Source organism: Fodinibius sp. GM108, assembly GCF_058386985.1.
This window is the reverse complement of record NZ_JBYEIR010000003.1, coordinates 259,278-279,352: the sequence shown is the minus strand read 5'-3', so window position 1 is coordinate 279,352 and position 20,075 is coordinate 259,278. Positions and strand designations below refer to the sequence as shown.

Here is a 20,075-nt window from a genome sequence, read left to right as displayed (position 1 = left end):
TCTGATTCTGTTTGCAAATTCTGATTCATCACGCTTTAGCTTCAGCAGCTGTCTCTTCATCAGAGAAACAATGCCTGTAAAGAGCATAATCGAAAGAGAAGATTAAATAAAGACCAAAGCTACTGGCAGAGAGATTGAACTTGTTGCCCTGGTATAGAATAAGGAAACTCGATAGTAAAGTGGATAAAGCAAATACCGCCAAGGGTAGAAAAAAATATTTTGATGAATCAGACATGGTAAAATCTATTTTTGAAGAGTTTTACTGTAAGATTAAGTGGATATAAAGCACTTACTGATATTCCCGGTGCTCTTTCATCTCATAATGTTGGGAGTGCTCATCAAATCTTGTTAGCAGCGCTTGCGCTTTGTCAGGGACATAAGCATACTCGTAATCCTCACCAGCAAACTGTTTTACAGCTTCCAACGAATCGAACCACATGATAGTAATGAATTCAATCTCTTCTTCGAGTGGACGGCGAAGCAGTTGGATACCTGCATAGCCAGCTATCTTTTCGGCAGCAATTTCCGGAATAATTTCTTCCCGAAGGAGTTGTTCGTAACGGTCTGCATCATCAGGATATGTCCATCCGTGCCATATTCTTCCAATCATGAGTTTTCATGTTTGTGGTTATAACTATTTTTCGCTCGTGCTTAGGTGGCTGATATCATAATTTGCGTGAAACGAAAGAATACCTATAAAATAGGAGGTGAGCAAGACACCATTGTTATCCGGGTCGGCAAAAGTAGCATATAATTAGGAAATTTGTGTGAGCTCACTAATTTTTTCCTGGATGACTTGTTTTTCCGAATCGGTTTTGGCCAAAGACCGGGCTTTTTGAAAATGCCTCTTAGCTTTTTCCGTATCAATATCTTTGTAAAGCTCACCCATAAGGACAAAGTAGAAATGGTTGTCCTGCAGACCCAGTTTCTCTGCTTCCGTAATTGCGGCTTCTGCTCCTTTTACCTTGTATAGTGCATAAACTCTGTTGAGGGCAACAGTTGGAGAGTAGTTGATCTTCAGAAGCTGACCGTATAGCTGGAGAATCTCTTCCCACTTTTCGGGGGTATCTTCTTTGATACAATGCCAATATGCAATGCGCGATTCCAGATGGTAAGAACTGACCTCATCCCCGTGTGCCGATCGATCCAAAAAGTGCATACCCTGTTTGATCAGTGCCGTATCCCACAATTCTTCATCTTGCTGCTCATACAGAACGATAGAGTCCTCTGCGGTTTGACGGGCATCAAACCGGGAAGCATGAAAGCACATGAGAGCTACCAGCGCATTTGTTTTGGGTTGATTGGTTTGCTCATACTCGGTTAGCAACAGGCCCAGCCGCATAGCTTCCAGGCAGAGATCTCTACGTAAAATTTGATTTTGCGTTTTGGAATAATACCCTTCATTAAAAAGGAGGTAAATAATATGCAGGACACTATCGAGTCGTTCTGTAATTTCATCCTTCGGGGGAAGTTCCATCTTGATGCCTTGGGTACGCAATTTCTTCCTTGCCCGGTATAATCTCTTGTTGATAGTATCTTTGTTGGATAAAAAAGCCTCGGCGATTTCATCAATGCCAAAGCCGCAAAGGGTACGCAAAGCCAGTCCAATTTGGGCTTCACTGGCAATGGCGGGGTGACACACTGCAAAGAGCATTTGCAGCTGACTGTCTTTTATATTCTGTAGCGAAAAATCAGGCTCCGGTATCCCATGATCCTGTTCCCGTCTTAACGTCAGCTCAGGAGATATTTTATCGTCGAAGATTTTTTTCCGGCGGAAATGATACAGGGCTTTTCTTTTGGCCACCACATACAACCAGGCCGTCGGATTTTCCGGCTTACCTTCAATTCCCCATGTTTCTGCCGCCTGAAGAAAGGTTTCACTTACGACATCTTCAGCAAGTTGAATATTAGATAATCCATAAAGCTTGCTGATGACAGCAACCATCTTTGAGAACTCTTGGTGAAATAACTGCTTTATGGTCTGCTGTTCTTCTTGCATGTTTCAGTAAAACCGATGTTAACGATTGGAATAGTCAACGATTTCTGATATAAAGATTATTGTTGATTTTTGACGGCGGACCAGCGACGGCTGTGAAAATGCATGTGCTGCGGCCTACCGTCTACGGTCATCGGTCAGTGGGCTTGCTCCAGCGACTCGCAGTAACCAGAAGTTTTGCGAGCGTGGTGGACGAATTCTGTTCCAATTCTTTTTCCATGTAACACTTTCTTGTGCTTCACAAACTTTTATCCTTTTGTTCCTGTCCATGGATTCCCAAGGGGGCGAATTTCAACACTGCCGCCCTGGTCCAGCGCCGGACAGCCGTGCGCCAAGGTTGTAGCTTCTTCCAGGTCTTCTGCCTTTACGATAATAAAGCTACCCAGTTTTTCTTTTATCTCTACAAATGGGCCGTCGGTGACTACGCCGCCGGGTTTTAGCACTTTGCCTTCCATCGCCAAACGCGGGCCTCGACTGGACAATTTCCCCTGTTTCTCGATGCCTTTCCACCACTTTGTCCATTTTTTTGAAAGGGCTGCCATCTCTTCTTTAGAGACGTCACTGTAGTCATAGCTCGGTTGTCGGAATAATAACATGAATTCTTTCATTTTGTGTGTGTTTTAAAGGTTTATGGATTACGCCTGTACCAAGAGCACCTGATTGCCGTCAGGATCTTCAAGGTCAAACCACTTTACTCCAGAGCCCGGACCGTATAAATCGTTTTTGACGTCATTGACTTTAACGCCCTTGCCAGCGAGCTCTTTGTGCAGATCTGCTACGTTGGATGTCGCAAAATAAAGTTTCATAGTGCCTGGTTTCATGTTTTCATAAAAAGTCGTGAGGGTAATAGAAGTTCCGCCACCGGGAAACTCCAGCGTTACCCATCTGTTATCCTCGTCCTGCTGGGAGTCCGTTACGACTTCCAGGCCGAGTTTATCATTGTAAAACTCTTTCGCTTTTGGCATATCGTTTACGGCCATGGAGAACATCATAAAGTTGTTAACTGCCTGCATAAATCTCCTTTTTAATTTGAAGTTGAGTGTTTGTATTACACTCTTATAATGATTGAGACAGCCAAAATTGGACATTTAAATTTTATTCCCGTAATCCCTTTCCACTGAGAATTTTATCCACATATTTTTCAACCCTTCGCTTCCGGGTTTTGGATTGTTTGGCATCAGAAAAATACAGTATGTATCCTCTTTGCCGCCCGGGCGTCAAATCATTAAAGGCAGTCTTTAAGTCAGGATTTTCATCTAATTTCTTTTGAAATTCTTCAGGAATAGGTTCTGTTTTCTCTTCTACATCCACTTCCAAACCGGCTTTTTCTGCTTCAATAGCTTCATTAATGTAGGCCTTCAAGACAGCTTCCATTTCGACTATTTCCTCAATACTGGTGAATGGAATCCGGCGCGCTACTCTCGAATTCTCTCCGGGCTTCTCCAGAATATTTTGAGGATCCTCTAACAAGACTCCTTTAAAAAACATAAGCGCACAGTATTCTTTCCGGATCTTTTGTGGATGTAGTGCATCTTTGTCAAAATTGCTCTAATAACACTTTTTCTATTGAAGAATATTGCCCAGACTGTAGTTCGTTAAACCTGGACAAAATTGCTCCTAAAGATCATAGAGAAACTTCATCCATATTTAACTGCAGATATTGTAGTACTGAATTTTTAGAGCCTGTGTTAAAAATTAAATGCGGTAATTGTCAAAATGTTCAGGATATTGATCACTTGCATCGTAAAGTCATCAAGGAATACAGGCTAACTGAAGTGGGTAAAAAATTGGCAGAGGGCAATCTTTATTTTAAGGATGAACAGTTGTAGAAAAATAGATTCACGAATACAGGATTTGTACCTGATACTAAATTTCAATATCTGCAGTGATTTCCTGTGCTTTCTGATAGGTCTCATTCATATCATCACCAAGAAGGGTGAAATGAGCCATCTTTCGTCCTGGACGACTGTCAAGTTTGCCGTAAACATGAAGGTGTCCGTCAGATTCTGAAAATGTTTTAGCAGCAGAGTCAACCCGGGCATCGCGCTCATGGGTGCCCAGCAGGTTGATCATCGCTACGGCCGGTTTTCTCAGTTTTGTTGAACCCAGCGGTAGTCCCAGTACGGCGCGGACATGATTCTCGAACTGTGAAGTCACGCAGCCCTCAATGGTATAGTGTCCTGAATTATGAGGTCTGGGAGCAGATTCGTTAAGAAGCAGGTCGCCATCCGGGGTAAGAAAGAATTCAAAAGCGAAAATACCCTTTCCGTCGATAGTTTCTGTAGCCTTGACGGCTAATTCCTGAGCTCTTTTTTGTACGGCTTTGTCTACCGGAGCCGGTGACTTAACAGCCACGCAAATATGATTTTCCTGTACAGTCTCACAGCAGGGATAAACAACATGACCTGTTTCGTTGCGCGCCACCTGAACGGCTAATTCATGAGTAAAATCGACAAATGCTTCGGCCACTATATCATGACCCTTTTCTCCTCCGAGATTGTCAAAAGCTTCTATAGCCTCTTCCAATGAGCCTACAGTCTCATTGCCGTACCCGTCGTATCCGCCTTTTGATGATTTGAGCAAGTAAGGCCAGCCATGATTGTTTCCAAAAGCTTTGAGATCGGTCTCATCTTTGACAAGGGCATAGGGAGTAACAGGAATTCCTGCCTGTTCAAAGGTTTGCTTTTCGATCAGCTTATTTTCAATAAGCTTAAAGCTTTTTGGAGAGGGGAAAATAGGAGTGCCGCTGTTTTCTTCTGTTTTTTGTAAGACTTCTGAACTGATAAATTCGTTTTCCAATGTCAGTACATCACAGGTTTTAGCAAACTGTGTCAAATCATTTACCGAATCAAAGGATCCTGTCTGGGAATAGGGAGTCATAAATTGTACAGGCTCATTTTCATCCCGATCCGAAAAAACACTGATCTGAATGCCATAACGAAATGCCTGCAGCCCTGACATGCGAGCCAGTTGCCCGGCGCCAAGAAAACCTAGTCGAAAATTTGCAGATAATGGATTCTTGCTCATCAAATCTCTTTTTTTTAGTTCCTAAATTAAGCAGGAACATAAGAATTATTCTGTTTTGATTTAACCCTTTTCCAGATATCTACCGGAGTGTTATGATTATATCACAAAGATTCACAAAGAAGACACAGAGTTACATTAAGATTTTAGGGGTTGTGTGTTGCGGGTTTGGTATTGTAATGTTTTGATTAGCTTTTCTCTTTTCTATCTCGTTACAATGCTCCGCATCGTAACGAAAGCCAGGTGCAAATATCTGTTACCAAAATCAGAGTATATTTATTCAACTATTAAGTTTTAATGTGACTCCCATACAATATCCCATTCTAAATTTTGTTGAAAGAATCGTATTTTAAGATCTCGAAATTCACCTTACAAAGAAGTAGTTCTCTATACATGGATATTGAAGCAAAGTTAGAGCAAGTCAAAGAACGATTTGAAGAAGTTACCACGGCAATGAGTGATCCATCTGTATATGATGATCCTGATCGTTATACAGAGCTGACCAAGGAGCACAGCGACTTGAAAGAGCTGGTAGAGCTTTATGATGAGTGGAAGGACGTAAAAAAGCAGATTAAGGGGAATAAGGAGCTTATTGAAGATGGAGAAGATGCTGAAATTACCGAGATGGCGGAGATGGAAAACAAAGAGTTGAAGCCTCGACTTGAACAACTTGAAGAGGATATTAAATTCAAGCTGATACCCAAAGATCCCGATGATTCAAAGAATGTCATTGTAGAGCTGAGAGCTGGTACTGGTGGTGATGAAGCCGCTATTTTTGCTGGTGATCTTTTTGATATGTATCGCCGATACGCAGATAAAAAAGGGTGGAAGCTGAATCTTTTAAGTTTAAGCGAATCAGAAAAAGGGGGATACAAGGAGCTGACGTTTGAGCTTGAAGGCGAAGAAGTATTCGGCACGATGAAATATGAAAGCGGCGTTCACCGTGTGCAGCGCGTGCCGGAGACTGAAACCCAGGGACGTGTCCATACTTCGGCTGCTTCTGTAGCTGTACTACCAGAAGTTGAAGAGGTCGATGTGGAAATAAATTCTGCTGACTTGCGGATTGATACATTCAGGGCCAGTGGAGCCGGTGGCCAGCATGTGAACAAGACCGATTCTGCCGTGCGAATTACCCATGAACCGTCGGGCGTAGTGGTTGAATGTCAGCAGGAGCGATCACAGCACAAAAATAAAAATGTGGCCATGAAAATGCTGCGCTCAAAGATATATGAGATGAAGGAAGCTGAACAGCGGAAAAAGCGTGAAGAAGAACGAAAAAGTCAAATTTCGACGGGAGACCGAAGTGCAAAAATTCGCACGTATAACTTTCCGCAAAGTCGTGTTACCGATCATCGTATTAATCTAACGCTTTATAATCTCGAAGATATCATGAAGGGAGAGATAGATGAAATTATAGAAGCGCTACGAGTTCAGGACAACCTGGATAAACTTAATGCGGTGATGGACGAGGGGTAAAACCGCAGAATTTAGAACAAGGAATAAAGAATTTCGAAATTCAATATCCCTTGTTCTGCGGTTCCTAAGCTATACTTTCGGACCTGCCTCTATCAGTTTTTTGCTCGCTTCCTGCTTAAACTGCTCAAAGTTATCGGCAAACATACCTGCTAATTTTTTTGCCTTTTCATCGTAGGCTTCTTTGTCATCCCAGGTATTTCGGGGCATCAATATCTCGGATGGAACACCATCAATTTCTTCTGGTATAGCCAATCCGAAAACAGGATCTCTATCAAATTCTGCGTTATCAAGATTGCCTTCTAAAGCTTCGCTGAGCATTTGCCGGGTATGAGGCAGCTTCATACGATGGCCTACTCCATAAGGTCCACCGGTCCACCCGGTATTCAGTAACCAAACTGTTGAATTGTGTTTGCGAATCTTGTCAGCCAACAGTTCAGCATAAACCGTGGGATGCAGTGGCATAAAAGGAGCACCGAAGCATGCAGAAAAGGTAGCTTGTGGCTCCGTTACACCGCGCTCGGTACCCGCAACTTTAGCTGTATAACCGCTGATAAAATGATACATCGCCTGCTCGGGCGTAAGTTTTGAGATAGGAGGGAGCACACCAAAAGCATCACACGTAAGAAAAATGATGTTACTCGGGTGATTGCCCATGCCTGCCTCGCTGGCATTGGGTATATAGTTGATGGGATATGAGCATCGTGTATTTTGAGTATAGCTGGTATCTTCAAAATCCGGTGAGCGATTTTCGTGCAGTACAACATTCTCTAAAATCGTGCCCGGCATCTTGGTTGTGGCATAAATAAGCGGTTCACCTTCTTCAGAAAGATTGATTGTTTTGGCGTAGCAGCCTCCTTCAATATTGAAAACACCATCTTCGCTCCATCCGTGCTCATCATCGCCGATGAGGATACGACTTTGATCCGAAGAGAGGGTAGTTTTACCTGTTCCGGACAAACCAAAAAATACAGCTGTATCACCACTTTGATCCATATTGGCCGAGCAATGCATTGCCATCACATTCTGTTTAGGCAGCAGGTAATTCATTACAGAAAAAATTCCTTTCTTTACTTCACCCGAATATAGCGTACCGCCAATTAGAATTATCTCTTTGTCGAAGTTAACCAGAATAAAAGCTTCGCTTCGGGTACCATCTTTTTCAGGATCAGCTTTAAAGTTTGGAGCAGCCAGTACTGTGAAATCAGGCTCATGATTTTTGAGCTGTTCCTTATTGGGACGAATAAACATATTGTGGGCAAACAGACCGTGATAGGCAGCTTCACTAACTACCCGTACATTCAGCTGATAGTTTTCATCTGCTCCGGCAAAACAATCTTTTACATATAACTTTTTATCCTGCAAATAATTAGTTACTTGATCAAACAGGTTATCAAATACTTCTTCATCCGTAGGCTGATTGATATCGCCCCAGTCAATATCATCGTGGATAGAGGGTTGATCAACAATGAACTTGTCCTGGGGAGAACGTCCAGTATACTGGCCCGTTAATACGCGAAGGGCATAATCGTTTGTCAAAACTGCCTCCCCGTTTTGAATAGCCTCTTCATAAAGTTCAGGCGGATTGAGATTCCAAATTGTATTTTCATTCTCTTCTAATCCCAGATAATCAAGCCCTACATGACTCCGCGGATGTGACTGCTTACTCATTGGATAATTTAATTTATTTGTTGTTTTCTTTTAACCACGTTATTTGCTGCAATAATTAAGGCATAGTATAAGAATTATTATGATGAATATGCGCAGAGAAAAGGAATGCAAAAACCTTTGATACTCTTAGCTATTGCTTCCCTTAAAAGTTTAATATATATACAGGTTTTTGTTAAAAATCAGGTGATAGAATCGCCAATACCAATATTTATTGAAACCGGTTCCAGTGCCCTTTAGAGGTAAGAAAGGGCACTTCTGAGGAAATATTCTGCAACAAATACAGAGACTTAAAATTTTGCACTTTTCATAAATGCTGGCATATATCTAAAGTAAGTAAGCGGAGTCAATTAACGGTAAGCTGTTTTTCAAACTCTTCTTTTTTTGAAGGGTTATCTATTTCTTCATAAAGCTTGATTATATGTTCCAGAGTTTGAGTTCTGTAGATATCAGATCTGGATCTTTTTTCATCTAGTATATCAAAACTTTCCAGCAAGAGAGGTTTGGCTTGTTCAAAGTTTTTTAGCTGGAAATAGGCGATACCCAGAAAACTCTTTGCCTGTGCTGTTCGCCAGTTATCTTCTCCATACTTATCTATTCTGATTTGTAATGCCTCTTGAAAATAGGATATGGCTTCGTCAGGCTGTTGCTGTTTCAGCTCTAGTCGTCCCAATTCCAGGAGAGGGTCAGATTTCCGCGGATGGTCATCCGGATAAATTTGATTATGCTCCTCTTGTACCTTGGTAAAAATTTCCCGGGCTCGCTCAAATTGTTCTTGTTCTAGATATAGTTTGCCAAGATTGAGTTTAGTTCTCGTAGTATATGTGTGTGGCGGATCCAATATATCGTCAAATAGTTCAAGTGCATCCCGGAGAAGCGGTTCAGCCTCGTCTAACCGGTTTTGTTTCAGCAGAATATGTCCCAGGTTCCCCATTCCCAGGGCAATATCCAGATTTTCTTCGCCGGTTAATTTTTGATGCATCTCCAGGCTTTCTCGCTGATAGGTTTCAGCTTCCTGATAATCACCACGCTCTCTTAGTAAGGCAGAAAAATTGGCCATCATTATAGCAAGGTTTGAATGCTCATCAAATAGCTCCTTATAACTATCAATTGCCTGGCGATAATATTCTTCTGCCGTCTCATAATCTCCTTTTGAATGGTATAAGGTCGCCAAATCATTGTAATTTATAGCTATATGAACATGATTTGAATCGTGGATAATTTCACGCAGCTTCAGCGTTCGATTTAACAAAGAATCTGCGGTATTATAATCTCCTTTATTATACCAGTTAAGATTTCCAAGGCGTGCCAGGGCAGCTATGGCATCATGATTTTCAAGACCATCGTCGCTTTCCTCAAAAAAAGAGATGGCTTCTGTCAGAAGCTGTTCTGCTTCATTATATTTTCCCTGCTCCTGATATAAAAAAGCAAGATTTCTTATGCTCTTGGCTTTTTCTGCGGGTGTAGCACGATCGGAATTCCTGCGAATCTTTACAGCCTCTGTCAGAAGTTCTTCTGCCCGGTCGAATTCATTGAGTGCGTCATAGACTTCTCCAAGCACAGTTTTCATTTCGGCCTGCAAATTCGGCTGGTCGGCCAGTTCTTTATCAATTTTTTCGGTACCGAACTGTAAGATCGAGCCGACAGAGACATCAGTACCACCATCACTTTCTTCCAGATAAGGGTTGGAGCGCCCAAAGAGACTTACAAGGAATTCTGTTACCTGCTCGGCTTTTTCAGCTTCGAACTGCGCTTGGTTACGCTCTTTTGTTATTTGTTGGGTATGGTAAAAAGTAAAGCTTGCAATAAACAGAATGAAAGCAGCAGTAATCGAAAGGGCAGTACTGTTACGGCGGACAAACTTCCCCAGTCGATAAGTAATGGTTCGCTGACGGGCCAATACCGGCAATCCGGAGTTGTACTTCCTGAATTCATCCAGTAGTTCATTGGATGTTCTGTATCTTTTGTCCCGATTCTTTTCAATAGTTTTTAGCAGGATGGCATTTAGATCACCTTTAAGTTCTTTTGTAACTGCCTGTACTGAAGATGATCGATTTTCAGCTATCTCTTCTGATTTTTCATCTCTCGATACTTGCTTGTGTGGCAGTATCGGCTCATTATTTAAGATCACCTTTTCTAACTCATGAACGGATTTACCCTCTAACTTGTAGGGATGTGATCCTGTTAGTAACTGATACAAAATTATTCCCAGTGCATAGATATCTGTAGCAGTTGTTGCTGGTTTTTGGCGTATTTGTTCAGGGGCCGCATATTTTGGTGTTAAGATACGCGATTGCGTTACCGTTACATCGCTGTCAGCGGCTTCATCTGTATCAAGAAGTTTGGCAATGCCAAAATCCAGTATTTTCACTTGTCCCTGATCTGTAATCAGAATATTAGCGGGTTTTAAATCGCGATGGATAATCAAGTTTTCATGGGCATAACGTACAGCTTTCAAGACTTTTGTGAACAGGTCAATCCGTTGCTTGATAGAGAGTTTATGGGTGTCACAGTAATCATCTATGGGCGTACCTTTTACATATTCCATAATCAGGTAAGGCAGGCCATTATCCAAAACACCACCGTCGAATAGTTGAGCAATTCCCGGATGACTAAGTCCGGCTAAAATACTTCGTTCCCGGTTAAAGAGGCGGATGTTTTCAGGAGTATTCATCCCCATCTTTATAACCTTTATAGCTACAGTATGTTCAAAATCGCCATCTATTCGTTTGCCGCGATACACTGTTCCCATACCGCCCCGGGCAATAAGATCTTTGGCCTCGTAGGCACCAAACTGTTGACCAATAAGAGAGGGCGCAGAATCTTCATCCAGTGCCAGGTCGGCAAAATCATACTTATAAGATTCAGCTTCCTCAAGCCATCCTTCCGATTCAAATATAGATTGAAGAAGTCGTGTAACTTCAGATTTAACTTTCGGAGAACCTTTGCATCTTTTTTCAACGTATGATTCCCACTTTTCTCTGGGTTGCTCCAGAGCTTCATCTACAATTGTTTCTACCTCATCCCAATCGACATTACCCATAATTTTCCATCGAAATATTTAATTTTGCACCCTAAAGCTATTTAAGATTTTGATAGAGCCAGCCTCGTGCTTTCATCCAGTCTCTTTTGACGGTGCTTTCTGAAACACCAAGAGCTTTTGCGGTATCTTCTATTGTCATTTCCCCGAAAAAACGCATCTCAACCACATCGCTTAGCCGTTCATTCAGTTCCGCAAGTTCTTTTAGTGCAGCATCAATATCAATAAGTTCCTGGGCCTTTTGTTGCTGCTGTTTGAATAACTCATCAATATAGGTGAGATCTTTTTGGTCACCACCTCTTTTTTGAGCTTTCTTTTTGCGGGCATAATCAATTAAAATTTGCCGCATGCAGCGAGATGCAATTGCATAAAAATGACTGCGATTAGAGGCTTCAATTTCATCCTGTGAAATCATTTTCAAGTAAACCTCATTCACCAGAGCTGTCTTGGAATAGGTATGTGATTTGTACTCCTGCTGAAGACGAGAATGAGCAATTTTTTTAAGCTCATCGTACACCAGCTCAAACAGCTGATTATACGTATCACTGTTGTCTTCTTTTTCACGCAGTTCTGTTAATAATTGCGTTATTTCTGATTTTGAAGTCCCCATCCACCTGCAAATGATATTTATGTGTTATTACTGATCTAAAAGTCTGCTGTTTATAAAACGATTGCCGAGCAGATACCCTCTTTGAACCAAAAGTTCATGCTGTTACGCATATAATTTGTATGATAATAAAAAATGGAATCATTAAACGCTAAATTTAAGAACCGGAGTGTGTCTTTAGATCCCTGATTTGATAGTTGACGCAGCAACTGTGAGCATAATCGAGTGTAAGGATCGCAAGGAGAGACGCTTTTAAGCATTAATTAACTTAATGCTTGAGATGGACTCTGCCGGAGGGTAGAGTCCATTTTTTATTTGGTATTCTTTTTGTTAGTTACTTCCGTACTTTTAGTAGTAACATTCATTAACCGACCTGAATGCCCCAATCAAATATTACAATAGCGCTTATTCAGACAAGCTGTTCCGCAGATCCGGAAAAAAATATTGCTAATGCTGTTGAACTGATTAAAGAGGCAGCAAACAAAGGAGGTCAGATTATTTTACTGCAAGAGCTGTTTGATACAATCTATTTTTGTCAATATATGGATGACAAGTATTTCGATTGGGCACAGTCTATTCCGGGTCCGGTTACAGATAAGTTGACCCAGCTGGCAGTCCAGTTAGAGGTAGTAATTCTAGCGCCATTCTTTGAACGGCGTGCGGCAGGCATTTATCATAACTCACTAGTTGTCATTGATGCAGACGGCGCACTGATGGGTACCTATCGCAAAAAGCATATTCCAGATGACCCCGGTTTTCATGAGAAATATTACTTCACCCCCGGAGAAGGTGACTACCAGGTGTACGAAACTAAATACGCCAAAATTGGCCCGCTTATTTGTTGGGACCAATGGTATCCCGAAGCAGCAAGAATTACGGCGTTGAAAGGTGCAGAACTGCTGGTTTATCCCACGGCTATTGGTACGTTGCCGGATGAAAAAGGAGAGAAGGGACAGGAGTTTCTGAATGCGTGGCAGACGATCCAGCAGAGTCACGCTATTGCTAACGGATGTTTTGTGGCAAGTATTAACCGCGTTGGGCAGGAAGATGATATTAATTTCTGGGGACATTCTTTCGTGGCGGGACCATTCGGACAGATGATAACCGAAGCCGGATCTGAAGAAGATATTTTATTAGCCGAAATTGATCTCTCAAAAATTGAAAAACAGCGTCAAATTTGGCCGTTTTTCAGAGATCGCCGGATAGACACATATAACCCTATCTTGAAGCGTTATATAGATTCTGATTAAGAGCCATTGTATGTTTACAGGAGCTCATCCCTTCAGTTCCTTATAAAGCCAGCCTCTTGCTTTAGCCCAATCTCGTTTTACTGTTCGCTCTGATAAATCAAGGACATCCGCTATGGCACTGATCGTCATTTCCCCGAAAAAACGCATTTCTACTATTTGGGAGAGCCTTTTATCCAGTTTTGCCAGCTTGTTGAGTTCATCATCAATATCAATAAGCCTGTCGACCTGCTCTTCCGCCCTCATTATTTCATCAATATAGGTGAGATCTTTTTGGTCACCACCTCTTTTTTCGGCTTTACGTTTGCGTGCATGATCAATAAGAATTTGCCGCATACAGCGGGCAGCAATAGCCAGAAAGTGATTTCTACTTTCAAATTCAATCTCATCCTGGTTAACCATTTTGATATATACTTCGTGGACGAGCTCGGTTTTAGATATGGTTATATCATCATGCTCTTTTTTGAGCTTTGAAAAGGCCAATGTTTTAAGCTCCTCATAAATCAGCGGAAAGAGTTCGTTGTACGCATTTTCGGAACCGTCTTGTACTTTTTTTAAAAGGCGCGTTACTTCGGATTGTTTATCTGCAGACATTACAACAATAGCTTATTCATAACTATTTAATCCTAAAAAAATAATTAGATAGATAATACAAAACTTTTATGTCACCTTTTTGGATGGGGTTACGCAATATATATGTAAAGCAGTTTATCAAGAGAGAAAGCAGCATTTACGAGTGATAGTAGATTTCCTGCTGTATTCGGTTTACCGAATGCGCACGAGGGTCTAAGAGAGACGCCGGGGAAAGGTGCTAACGCTCTAAGAGGGCAGTGGGTTAAACTCCACTGCCTTTCTTTTTTAACCGGATATTTAAGTGCATGCAACAAGTATCTGAGTGAACCTGTCTCATACTCGCGAATATTTGCTAACCATTGATATCCATTCTTGCCTCTCCTTTAATCCTGTCAGAGGGAATTAAAATATTTTGATGGATTATTCTCATCATTTTGAGCTCTTTTATAAACCTGTTGCGTATTTCTATAGTGGAGACTTGTACCCGCCTCTAAAAATAAAAACTTAAAAAACAATTACGTTTATGAGAATGATAAAAAAGCTACTTGGTATAACTATGATTGGCTTATTGCTTCTTGCATCAGCATGTAGCGATAGCCCGTCAAGCTCAGATACAGACGACGATTCAGGAAATCCCAATAGTCCATCAGCTAATGAAGCACCAACTGCTGTGGCCGATGTGAATAAAGCCACTGTTACAGTAGGTGAAGAAGTTACATTAGATGCATCAGACTCTTCTGATCCTGACGGTGATGATCTTACGTATGAATGGGAATTGAATACACCGGATGGAAGTAGTGTTCAATTGTCTGATGATCAGGCCGAAAATCCCACTTTTACACCCGATGTGGCCGGTGATTATAAAGCCGTTTTAACCGTGAGCGACGGAAATGGAGATTCTGATCAAGATGATATATCGATTACTGCGGAATCTAATGTTGTTGAAATAAAAAGTGATATTACTGAAGATCAGACCTGGACCGCAGATAATTTATACCGTGTAACTAAATATATTAAAGTCCGTTCCGGTGCTACATTGACTATCGAGCCGGGAGTTACGGTAGAGTTTGCTACTGATGCGGGAATTAAGGTAAGCGCAGATAACTCCGTTCTGGTTTCGGCCGGTACTCAGGAAAAGCCGATCACATTAACTGGTGTAGAAGAAACAACGGGTTACTGGCGTGGACTTTTTATCAGTTCGAATTCTGTTGAGAATGAAATTAGTCATACGACCATACAGTATGCGGGCAGTATAGATGCTGGCACCTATTTTGATGCAGCTGCGCTGACAATTGATCAAGCCAAAGTGCAGCTTTCAAACACTTCTATAACCCACAGCGGCGGTTATGGTATTCAAACCCGCCGAAGTGGATCGGAGTTTAGTATGCAGAATATGACATTTGCTGAAAATGAAAAGGATCATTCCTATATCCATATAAGTCAAATCGGATATTTCGATAACGCAAGTACGTTTGACGGAGGATATGTAACAGCTTTTGGCGGCGGTACGACCGGAGATATGACGATTGCTGCACTGGATGGTGCTAATTACCAGATCGTTAATAATGTTGATTTCGAAGATCATATCACTATTGATGAAGGGGCCCGGTTTGAATTTGCTGCTGATGCCGGAATTGTTGTGCGATCAGGAGCTGTAATCGAAGCAGTAGGAGCTGCTGAAAATAAGATCGTATTCACTGGTACAAGTCAGGTTCCGGGAGCATGGCGGGGTATTTTTATTGGTTCGTCATCGGTTGACAATATCTTGGAACATGTTGATATCAGTTATGGCGGTAGTACCAACATGGCAACCTATTTTGGGAAGACCAATATGGTGATAGACAAGGCAAAAATAACGCTTCGCCATGTTTCTTTTACCGGAAGTGCTGGCTATGGCATTCAAACACGGAGAAGCGGTTCTGACTTTACGATTGAGCATAGTGTTTTCCAGGATAATGCTGACTCTGATATGCTAATCCATCCCACGCAGATAAGTGGTATCGATAATCAGACCACCTTTAACGGTGGTGATGTTGAGGTGTATAAAGGAGATACCGATGCTTCCGGATCAGAAACCTGGAGTAACCTGAATAATGGCGCTTATTATTTTGCAGGTTCGGTAACTATTGATAATTCTGTTTCTATTGAAGAAGGAGCACTCTTTGAAATGGGGACAGATGTGAAACTTATAGTTTCAGGTGGTAGCGAACCGGGTGTGATTAAAGCGTTGGGCACAACTGAATCGCCAATAGTTTTCACTGGTCGATCCAAGGCCAAGGGAGCATGGGGCGGTATTCTGGTATCTTCCGGATCAGTCGAAAATGAAATGGATCATGTAAAGATCGAATACGGTGGCGGTGATAATCTTGCTACATATATGGATGCCGGCAATCTGGGAGTTTATAATGATGGATATCTAAGCTTGTCAAATGCTGCGATTGAAAATAGTGCAAACTATGGACTTATTGTCAGAGAAGGCCGTGATGCGCAGTTAAATGCAGGAGGTAACATCACCTATTCGAATAACGACAATAACGATCTGTATATTTACTAACCACTGAGTAATATATTCAACTTTTATTTTCGAAAAGAGGCACCGCTTAAAAAACGGTGCCTCTTTTTTTGTAATTTGCTCCCGTTAATTTATTTGAGTGAATAACTTGTTTGTTATCCCTATAAGCAGTTAGCATCTAATTAGTCTTTAGAAGTAGGACCGATACGTATCAGCTTGCTTACTGATAGTTTAAAATAATTTGAACACCTAAGAGTGACAGACTCCGTTAGACCTTCAAACTATAGAATGCCTGCTGAATGGCAACTACACTCCGCCACGCAGCTACACTGGCCGTCGAACCGTGAAACCTGGCCGGGACAGCGCTTGCAACGGGTAGAAGAAGTATATCTCGATATTATCGAGGTGCTTCACAGCTATGAGCCCGTTCATTTATTTGTGGAAGATGAAAATATTCAGACGCACGTGTTAAAACGTTTCGAAAACCGCCCAATCGACCTCCGACAGATAATCTTCCACCTGCAACCTGTAAATGATGTTTGGGCCAGAGACTGTGGACCTATTTTCGTCCGGCATAAGCAAACAGGAGAATATGCCGTTACCGATTGGGAATACAATGCCTGGGGCGAAAAATATCCGCCATTTGATGATGATAACTTCCTGCCTAAATATGTTGCTTCAAAATATGGTATCAAGCGGTTTGAGCCGAATATGGTGCTTGAGGGAGGTTCGATTGATGTTAATGGGGAAGGCGTTTTATTGACAACCGAATCTGTGTTGCTGAATCAAAATCGGAATCCGGAGATGTCAAAACCGGAAATTGAACAACGGCTGAAAGATTATCTGGGAATAGAAAAAACTATATGGCTTAAAGAAGGCTTAGCCGGGGATGATACAGATGGACATGTTGATGATGTGGCCCGTTTTCTCAATGAGAGTACGATTCTTGCGATGTCAACTGATGATCCCGCGGATGTGAACTGCGATGCCCTGAACAAAAATTTGGAAATTCTCTCTGATGCCACAGATCAATATGGAAATGAATTTACCATTGAAACACTGCCAATGCCCAAGACTAAAATTGAGGGTACAACGGTGGATGGGTCAGAATATGTGCCGGCCAGTTATGCTAATTTTTATATTGCCAATGGCGTTGTTTTAGTTCCTGTCTATGATGGGCAGTTTGATCAAAAAGCGCTGCAGTTTTTCGAGCGATATTTTCCCGATAGAGATGTTGTCGGAATTCCCTGCTCTGACCTTGTCTGGGGCCAGGGAGCTATTCATTGTATCACACAGCAGTGGTATGGGGTTTGAATTTTGAGTTTTCCCAGAATTTCCGCTACTGATATAACTCTTGAATTTTTTGCAGACAAAGCTCTCAAGTGGCTGTTTTTTATTAAATGGCTTGTATTTACTGCATCCGCAAACGCCTGTCAACCATTTCTTCGTTCAGTTGCTCTGCGACTGAACAGCCAAAGACGCTCTGCGTCTAACTGTCATTCATTTAAAAAAATGATGTACGTGTTCTGGCGCGAGCGTCCGCTCGTGCCGATTAACCAGATTACCTCGTTACGTATCTCCGGTGCGATATCTGAAGTAACTACATATAAAAAAGGCGACATCCATATTCCAGGATGCCGCCTCTAGGGATTGGGATATAGGGAAAACGTTAATACATTTTTCCAGGCTGGTAACCGAAGCCCATCGGATTGGGAATCCTGAAGATAGTTTTAGGAGTTCAGGAAAGACAATCGAGTTTATCTATTGAAGATGTAGAGAGGTTCTATTAGATCTTTTCCAAGTTTTTAGTCAATGCAAAGATAAGGAGAGGGATAATCTATAGATTAAAATAACTTGCCTGTTCTCTCGGGATAAAAATATCTGGATTTCGCTCCGTAATAAATCGCATAATACTGGCAATGTCATCTACTTTCAGGGTAATAGATGCCGACTGATCTCCCAGCAGTTTTTGAAATTTTGCTGAACCTCTTTTTTTGTAGAGCAAGTGATAGCTGGTCGAAAAATCGAACAGCGCCTCGTCGGATGAACGCGGGTAATGAGGCGCAAACTTTAGTGCTTCAATTTGATCAGCAGATATTTTTATCGTCTCAGTTTTAATAGATCCTTTGTGGATTTCAATTTTCAGCAGATCATCTTCAAAGTATAGAATAAAGTGATACAGCGGTTCCGATAGTTTTATAATCCCCCAAAAGCTTATGACGAATAGCGTAAGCGCAAAAAATTGATCAGGTTTAAAAAAATCCCAATCCATTGTGACAAAAGAACCGGCCAGCAAATAGGTGCCGACGGCAGTACAAAGCAGGATGGTCAATCCCCAAAACAAGTTTGTACTTTTTTCAAAAACATGTAGTTCTTGATACATAATTTTGGGTTGCAAAAATTATCAGATTCATTAATAAATGTCCGAGACGTTTAATATCTTTCGCCTTAAAACCAAACATAGAACAAATTGTTGTCGATGAGTAGTTCGGTGAAGGATAATTACGAAGCAGTTATTGGACTCGAAGTTCATGCGCAGCTCTTAACAGAAAGTAAAGCATTTGCTCCGGTATCAACAGAATTCGGTGGATCGCCCAACACCCAGGTTACACCACTTTGCCTGGGACATCCGGGAACATTGCCCGTCTTAAACGAAAACCTGGTGCGTTATACCATCAAGATGGGGTTGGCTACGGATTGTGAAATTGCGCGAAAATCAATCTTTGCCCGTAAAAATTATTTCTATCCTGATCTTCCCAAAGGATATCAGATTTCGCAGTACGAGACTCCGATTTGCCACGATGGAGAAATTACCATCAATGTTGATGGTGAAGAAAAAGATATCGGGATTACGCGAATCCACATGGAAGAGGATGCCGGTAAGTCGATTCATGATCAGGATCCGTTTAATACCCTTATCGACTTGAATCGATCGGGCGTACCTTTGATCGAAATTGTCTCGGAACCCGACATCCGAAGCCCGCAGGAAGCATACGAATATCTCAAGCGTATTAAGCAGATCGTGCAATATCTGGAGATTTGCGATGGAAACATGGAGGAGGGTAGCCTGCGTTGTGATGCTAATATCTCCGTACGTCCCAAAGGACAAGAGGCATTTGGGACGCGTACCGAGCTCAAAAACATGAACTCTTTCCGCAACGTCGAGCGGGCGCTTCAGTACGAAATTGATCGCCAGATTGATCTGATAGAATCGGGGGGAGAAGTTGTTCAGCAGACACTGTTGTGGGATGCCAATAAGATGGAAACGCGCATCATGCGAACGAAGGAAGAGGCGCATGACTATCGTTATTTTCCCGAGCCTGACATTCCGCCGGTCATTGTTACCGATGAGCTGTTAGAGGATGTGAAATCTGAACTTCCGGAAATGCCGGATGTACGACGCCAGCGATTTGTCGAAGAGTTTGGTATGAGCAAAGATGATGCCCAGATCCTTACCGAAAATCGCTACCTGGCCGATTATTATGAGAAGGTACTGCAGCATGTAGATAGCCCGAAGGCAGTATCAAATCTTATCCTGTCTGAGGTACTTCGGGTGTTGAACAATCAGAGCATTGATATTGGTGAATTTCCGATATCCGAAGAGCGTTTGGCCGGACTGGTACAGCTGCGAGAGGACGACAAAATTAACTCCTCGGCCATGACCGAAATTTTTGACGCCATGCTCGAAAACGGTCAGTCGGCCGAAGAGCTGGCTGAAGAGATGAACCTGGTGCAGGTCTCCGACACCGGATTTCTCGAGCCTATTGTTGATGATGTTATAGAGGAACATCCGGATGAAGTAGAGCGGTATCGTGAAGGCAAAAAAGGATTAATCGGCTTTTTTATCGGACAGGTTATGCAGCGTTCACAGGGAAAAGCCAATCCCGAATTAGTACGTGAAATGATTAGCCAGCGTCTGGAAAATTAGGGATACA

General features: G+C 42.0%; 15 protein-coding genes and 1 pseudogene. 5 read left to right on the top strand and 11 right to left on the bottom strand.

Going from position 1 to position 20,075, the window contains the following annotated elements; all coding sequences use genetic code 11:
* Nucleotides 1-289: 289 nt before the first annotated feature.
* The 6 genes and pseudogenes from ACT3ID_RS07115 to ACT3ID_RS07090 all read right to left on the bottom strand — a co-directional run bounded on the left by ACT3ID_RS07115 (nucleotide 290) and on the right by ACT3ID_RS07090 (nucleotide 5,023).
* Nucleotides 290-610, bottom strand: a complete 321-nt coding sequence (locus ACT3ID_RS07115) for an antibiotic biosynthesis monooxygenase (protein WP_491541310.1) — start codon at nucleotides 608-610, stop codon at nucleotides 290-292.
* Nucleotides 611-754: 144 nt separating this feature from the next.
* Nucleotides 755-1,999 (bottom strand): RNA polymerase sigma factor, encoded by a 1,245-nt coding sequence (locus ACT3ID_RS07110; protein ID WP_491541309.1) that lies wholly within the window; start codon nucleotides 1,997-1,999, stop codon nucleotides 755-757.
* A 245-nt stretch (nucleotides 2,000-2,244) separates the two neighbouring features.
* On the bottom strand, nucleotides 2,245-2,604 hold the full coding sequence (locus tag ACT3ID_RS07105) for a YciI family protein (RefSeq protein WP_491541308.1): 360 nt from the start codon (nucleotides 2,602-2,604) through the stop codon (nucleotides 2,245-2,247).
* Nucleotides 2,605-2,631: 27 nt separating this feature from the next.
* The gene (locus tag ACT3ID_RS07100) at nucleotides 2,632-3,009 is read right to left on the bottom strand and encodes a VOC family protein (protein ID WP_491541307.1); all 378 of its coding nucleotides are present in this window, start codon (nucleotides 3,007-3,009) and stop codon (nucleotides 2,632-2,634) included.
* Between the two features lie 82 nt (nucleotides 3,010-3,091).
* Nucleotides 3,092-3,502: pseudogene (locus ACT3ID_RS07095) on the bottom strand (YdeI/OmpD-associated family protein); the annotation flags it as partial.
* A gap of 360 nt (nucleotides 3,503-3,862) precedes the next feature.
* Nucleotides 3,863-5,023: a 5-(carboxyamino)imidazole ribonucleotide synthase gene (locus tag ACT3ID_RS07090; RefSeq protein ID WP_491541306.1), complete on the bottom strand. Its 1,161-nt coding sequence runs from the start codon at nucleotides 5,021-5,023 to the stop codon at nucleotides 3,863-3,865.
* A 390-nt stretch (nucleotides 5,024-5,413) separates the two neighbouring features.
* Here ACT3ID_RS07090 and prfA point away from each other — a divergent pair, with 390 nt between their 5' ends.
* Nucleotides 5,414-6,496 (top strand): peptide chain release factor 1, encoded by a 1,083-nt coding sequence (gene prfA, locus ACT3ID_RS07085; protein WP_491541305.1) that lies wholly within the window; start codon nucleotides 5,414-5,416, stop codon nucleotides 6,494-6,496.
* A gap of 69 nt (nucleotides 6,497-6,565) precedes the next feature.
* On the opposite strand, the gene pckA is transcribed toward prfA, so the two are convergent.
* The 3 genes from pckA to ACT3ID_RS07070 form a co-directional block, all read right to left on the bottom strand.
* On the bottom strand, nucleotides 6,566-8,164 hold the full coding sequence (pckA, locus tag ACT3ID_RS07080; RefSeq protein WP_491541304.1) for a phosphoenolpyruvate carboxykinase (ATP): 1,599 nt from the start codon (nucleotides 8,162-8,164) through the stop codon (nucleotides 6,566-6,568).
* A 343-nt stretch (nucleotides 8,165-8,507) separates the two neighbouring features.
* On the bottom strand, nucleotides 8,508-11,204 hold the full coding sequence (locus ACT3ID_RS07075) for a tetratricopeptide repeat protein (protein WP_491541303.1): 2,697 nt from the start codon (nucleotides 11,202-11,204) through the stop codon (nucleotides 8,508-8,510).
* Nucleotides 11,205-11,241: 37 nt separating this feature from the next.
* Nucleotides 11,242-11,811 carry an ECF-type sigma factor gene (locus ACT3ID_RS07070; RefSeq protein ID WP_491541302.1) on the bottom strand — a complete coding sequence of 190 codons (570 nt, stop codon included), beginning with the start codon at nucleotides 11,809-11,811 and terminating at the stop codon, nucleotides 11,242-11,244.
* A gap of 374 nt (nucleotides 11,812-12,185) precedes the next feature.
* Here ACT3ID_RS07070 and ACT3ID_RS07065 point away from each other — a divergent pair, with 374 nt between their 5' ends.
* Entirely contained in the window at nucleotides 12,186-13,058 is an 873-nt protein-coding gene (locus ACT3ID_RS07065; protein WP_491541301.1) for a carbon-nitrogen hydrolase, read from the top strand.
* 24 nt (nucleotides 13,059-13,082) lie between these two features.
* Here the strand turns inward: ACT3ID_RS07065 and ACT3ID_RS07060 are convergent, their stop codons facing one another.
* Nucleotides 13,083-13,649, bottom strand: a complete 567-nt coding sequence (locus ACT3ID_RS07060) for a sigma-70 family RNA polymerase sigma factor (RefSeq protein WP_491541300.1) — start codon at nucleotides 13,647-13,649, stop codon at nucleotides 13,083-13,085.
* Nucleotides 13,650-14,157: 508 nt separating this feature from the next.
* On the opposite strand from ACT3ID_RS07060, the gene ACT3ID_RS07055 reads away from it, so the two are divergent.
* Together ACT3ID_RS07055 and ACT3ID_RS07050 are read left to right on the top strand one after the other, a co-directional pair.
* A complete protein-coding gene (locus tag ACT3ID_RS07055) occupies nucleotides 14,158-16,182 on the top strand; it encodes a beta-helix domain-containing protein (protein WP_491541299.1) in 2,025 nt (674 codons plus the stop codon).
* A 246-nt stretch (nucleotides 16,183-16,428) separates the two neighbouring features.
* Nucleotides 16,429-17,454: an agmatine deiminase family protein gene (locus ACT3ID_RS07050; protein WP_491541298.1), complete on the top strand. Its 1,026-nt coding sequence runs from the start codon at nucleotides 16,429-16,431 to the stop codon at nucleotides 17,452-17,454.
* 523 nt (nucleotides 17,455-17,977) lie between these two features.
* Here the strand turns inward: ACT3ID_RS07050 and ACT3ID_RS07045 are convergent.
* The gene (locus ACT3ID_RS07045) at nucleotides 17,978-18,523 is read right to left on the bottom strand and encodes a hypothetical protein (RefSeq protein WP_491541297.1); all 546 of its coding nucleotides are present in this window, start codon (nucleotides 18,521-18,523) and stop codon (nucleotides 17,978-17,980) included.
* A gap of 96 nt (nucleotides 18,524-18,619) precedes the next feature.
* Here ACT3ID_RS07045 and gatB point away from each other — a divergent pair, with 96 nt between their 5' ends.
* Nucleotides 18,620-20,068, top strand: a complete 1,449-nt coding sequence (gene gatB, locus ACT3ID_RS07040; RefSeq protein ID WP_491541296.1) for an Asp-tRNA(Asn)/Glu-tRNA(Gln) amidotransferase subunit GatB — start codon at nucleotides 18,620-18,622, stop codon at nucleotides 20,066-20,068.
* Nucleotides 20,069-20,075 lie beyond the last annotated feature (7 nt).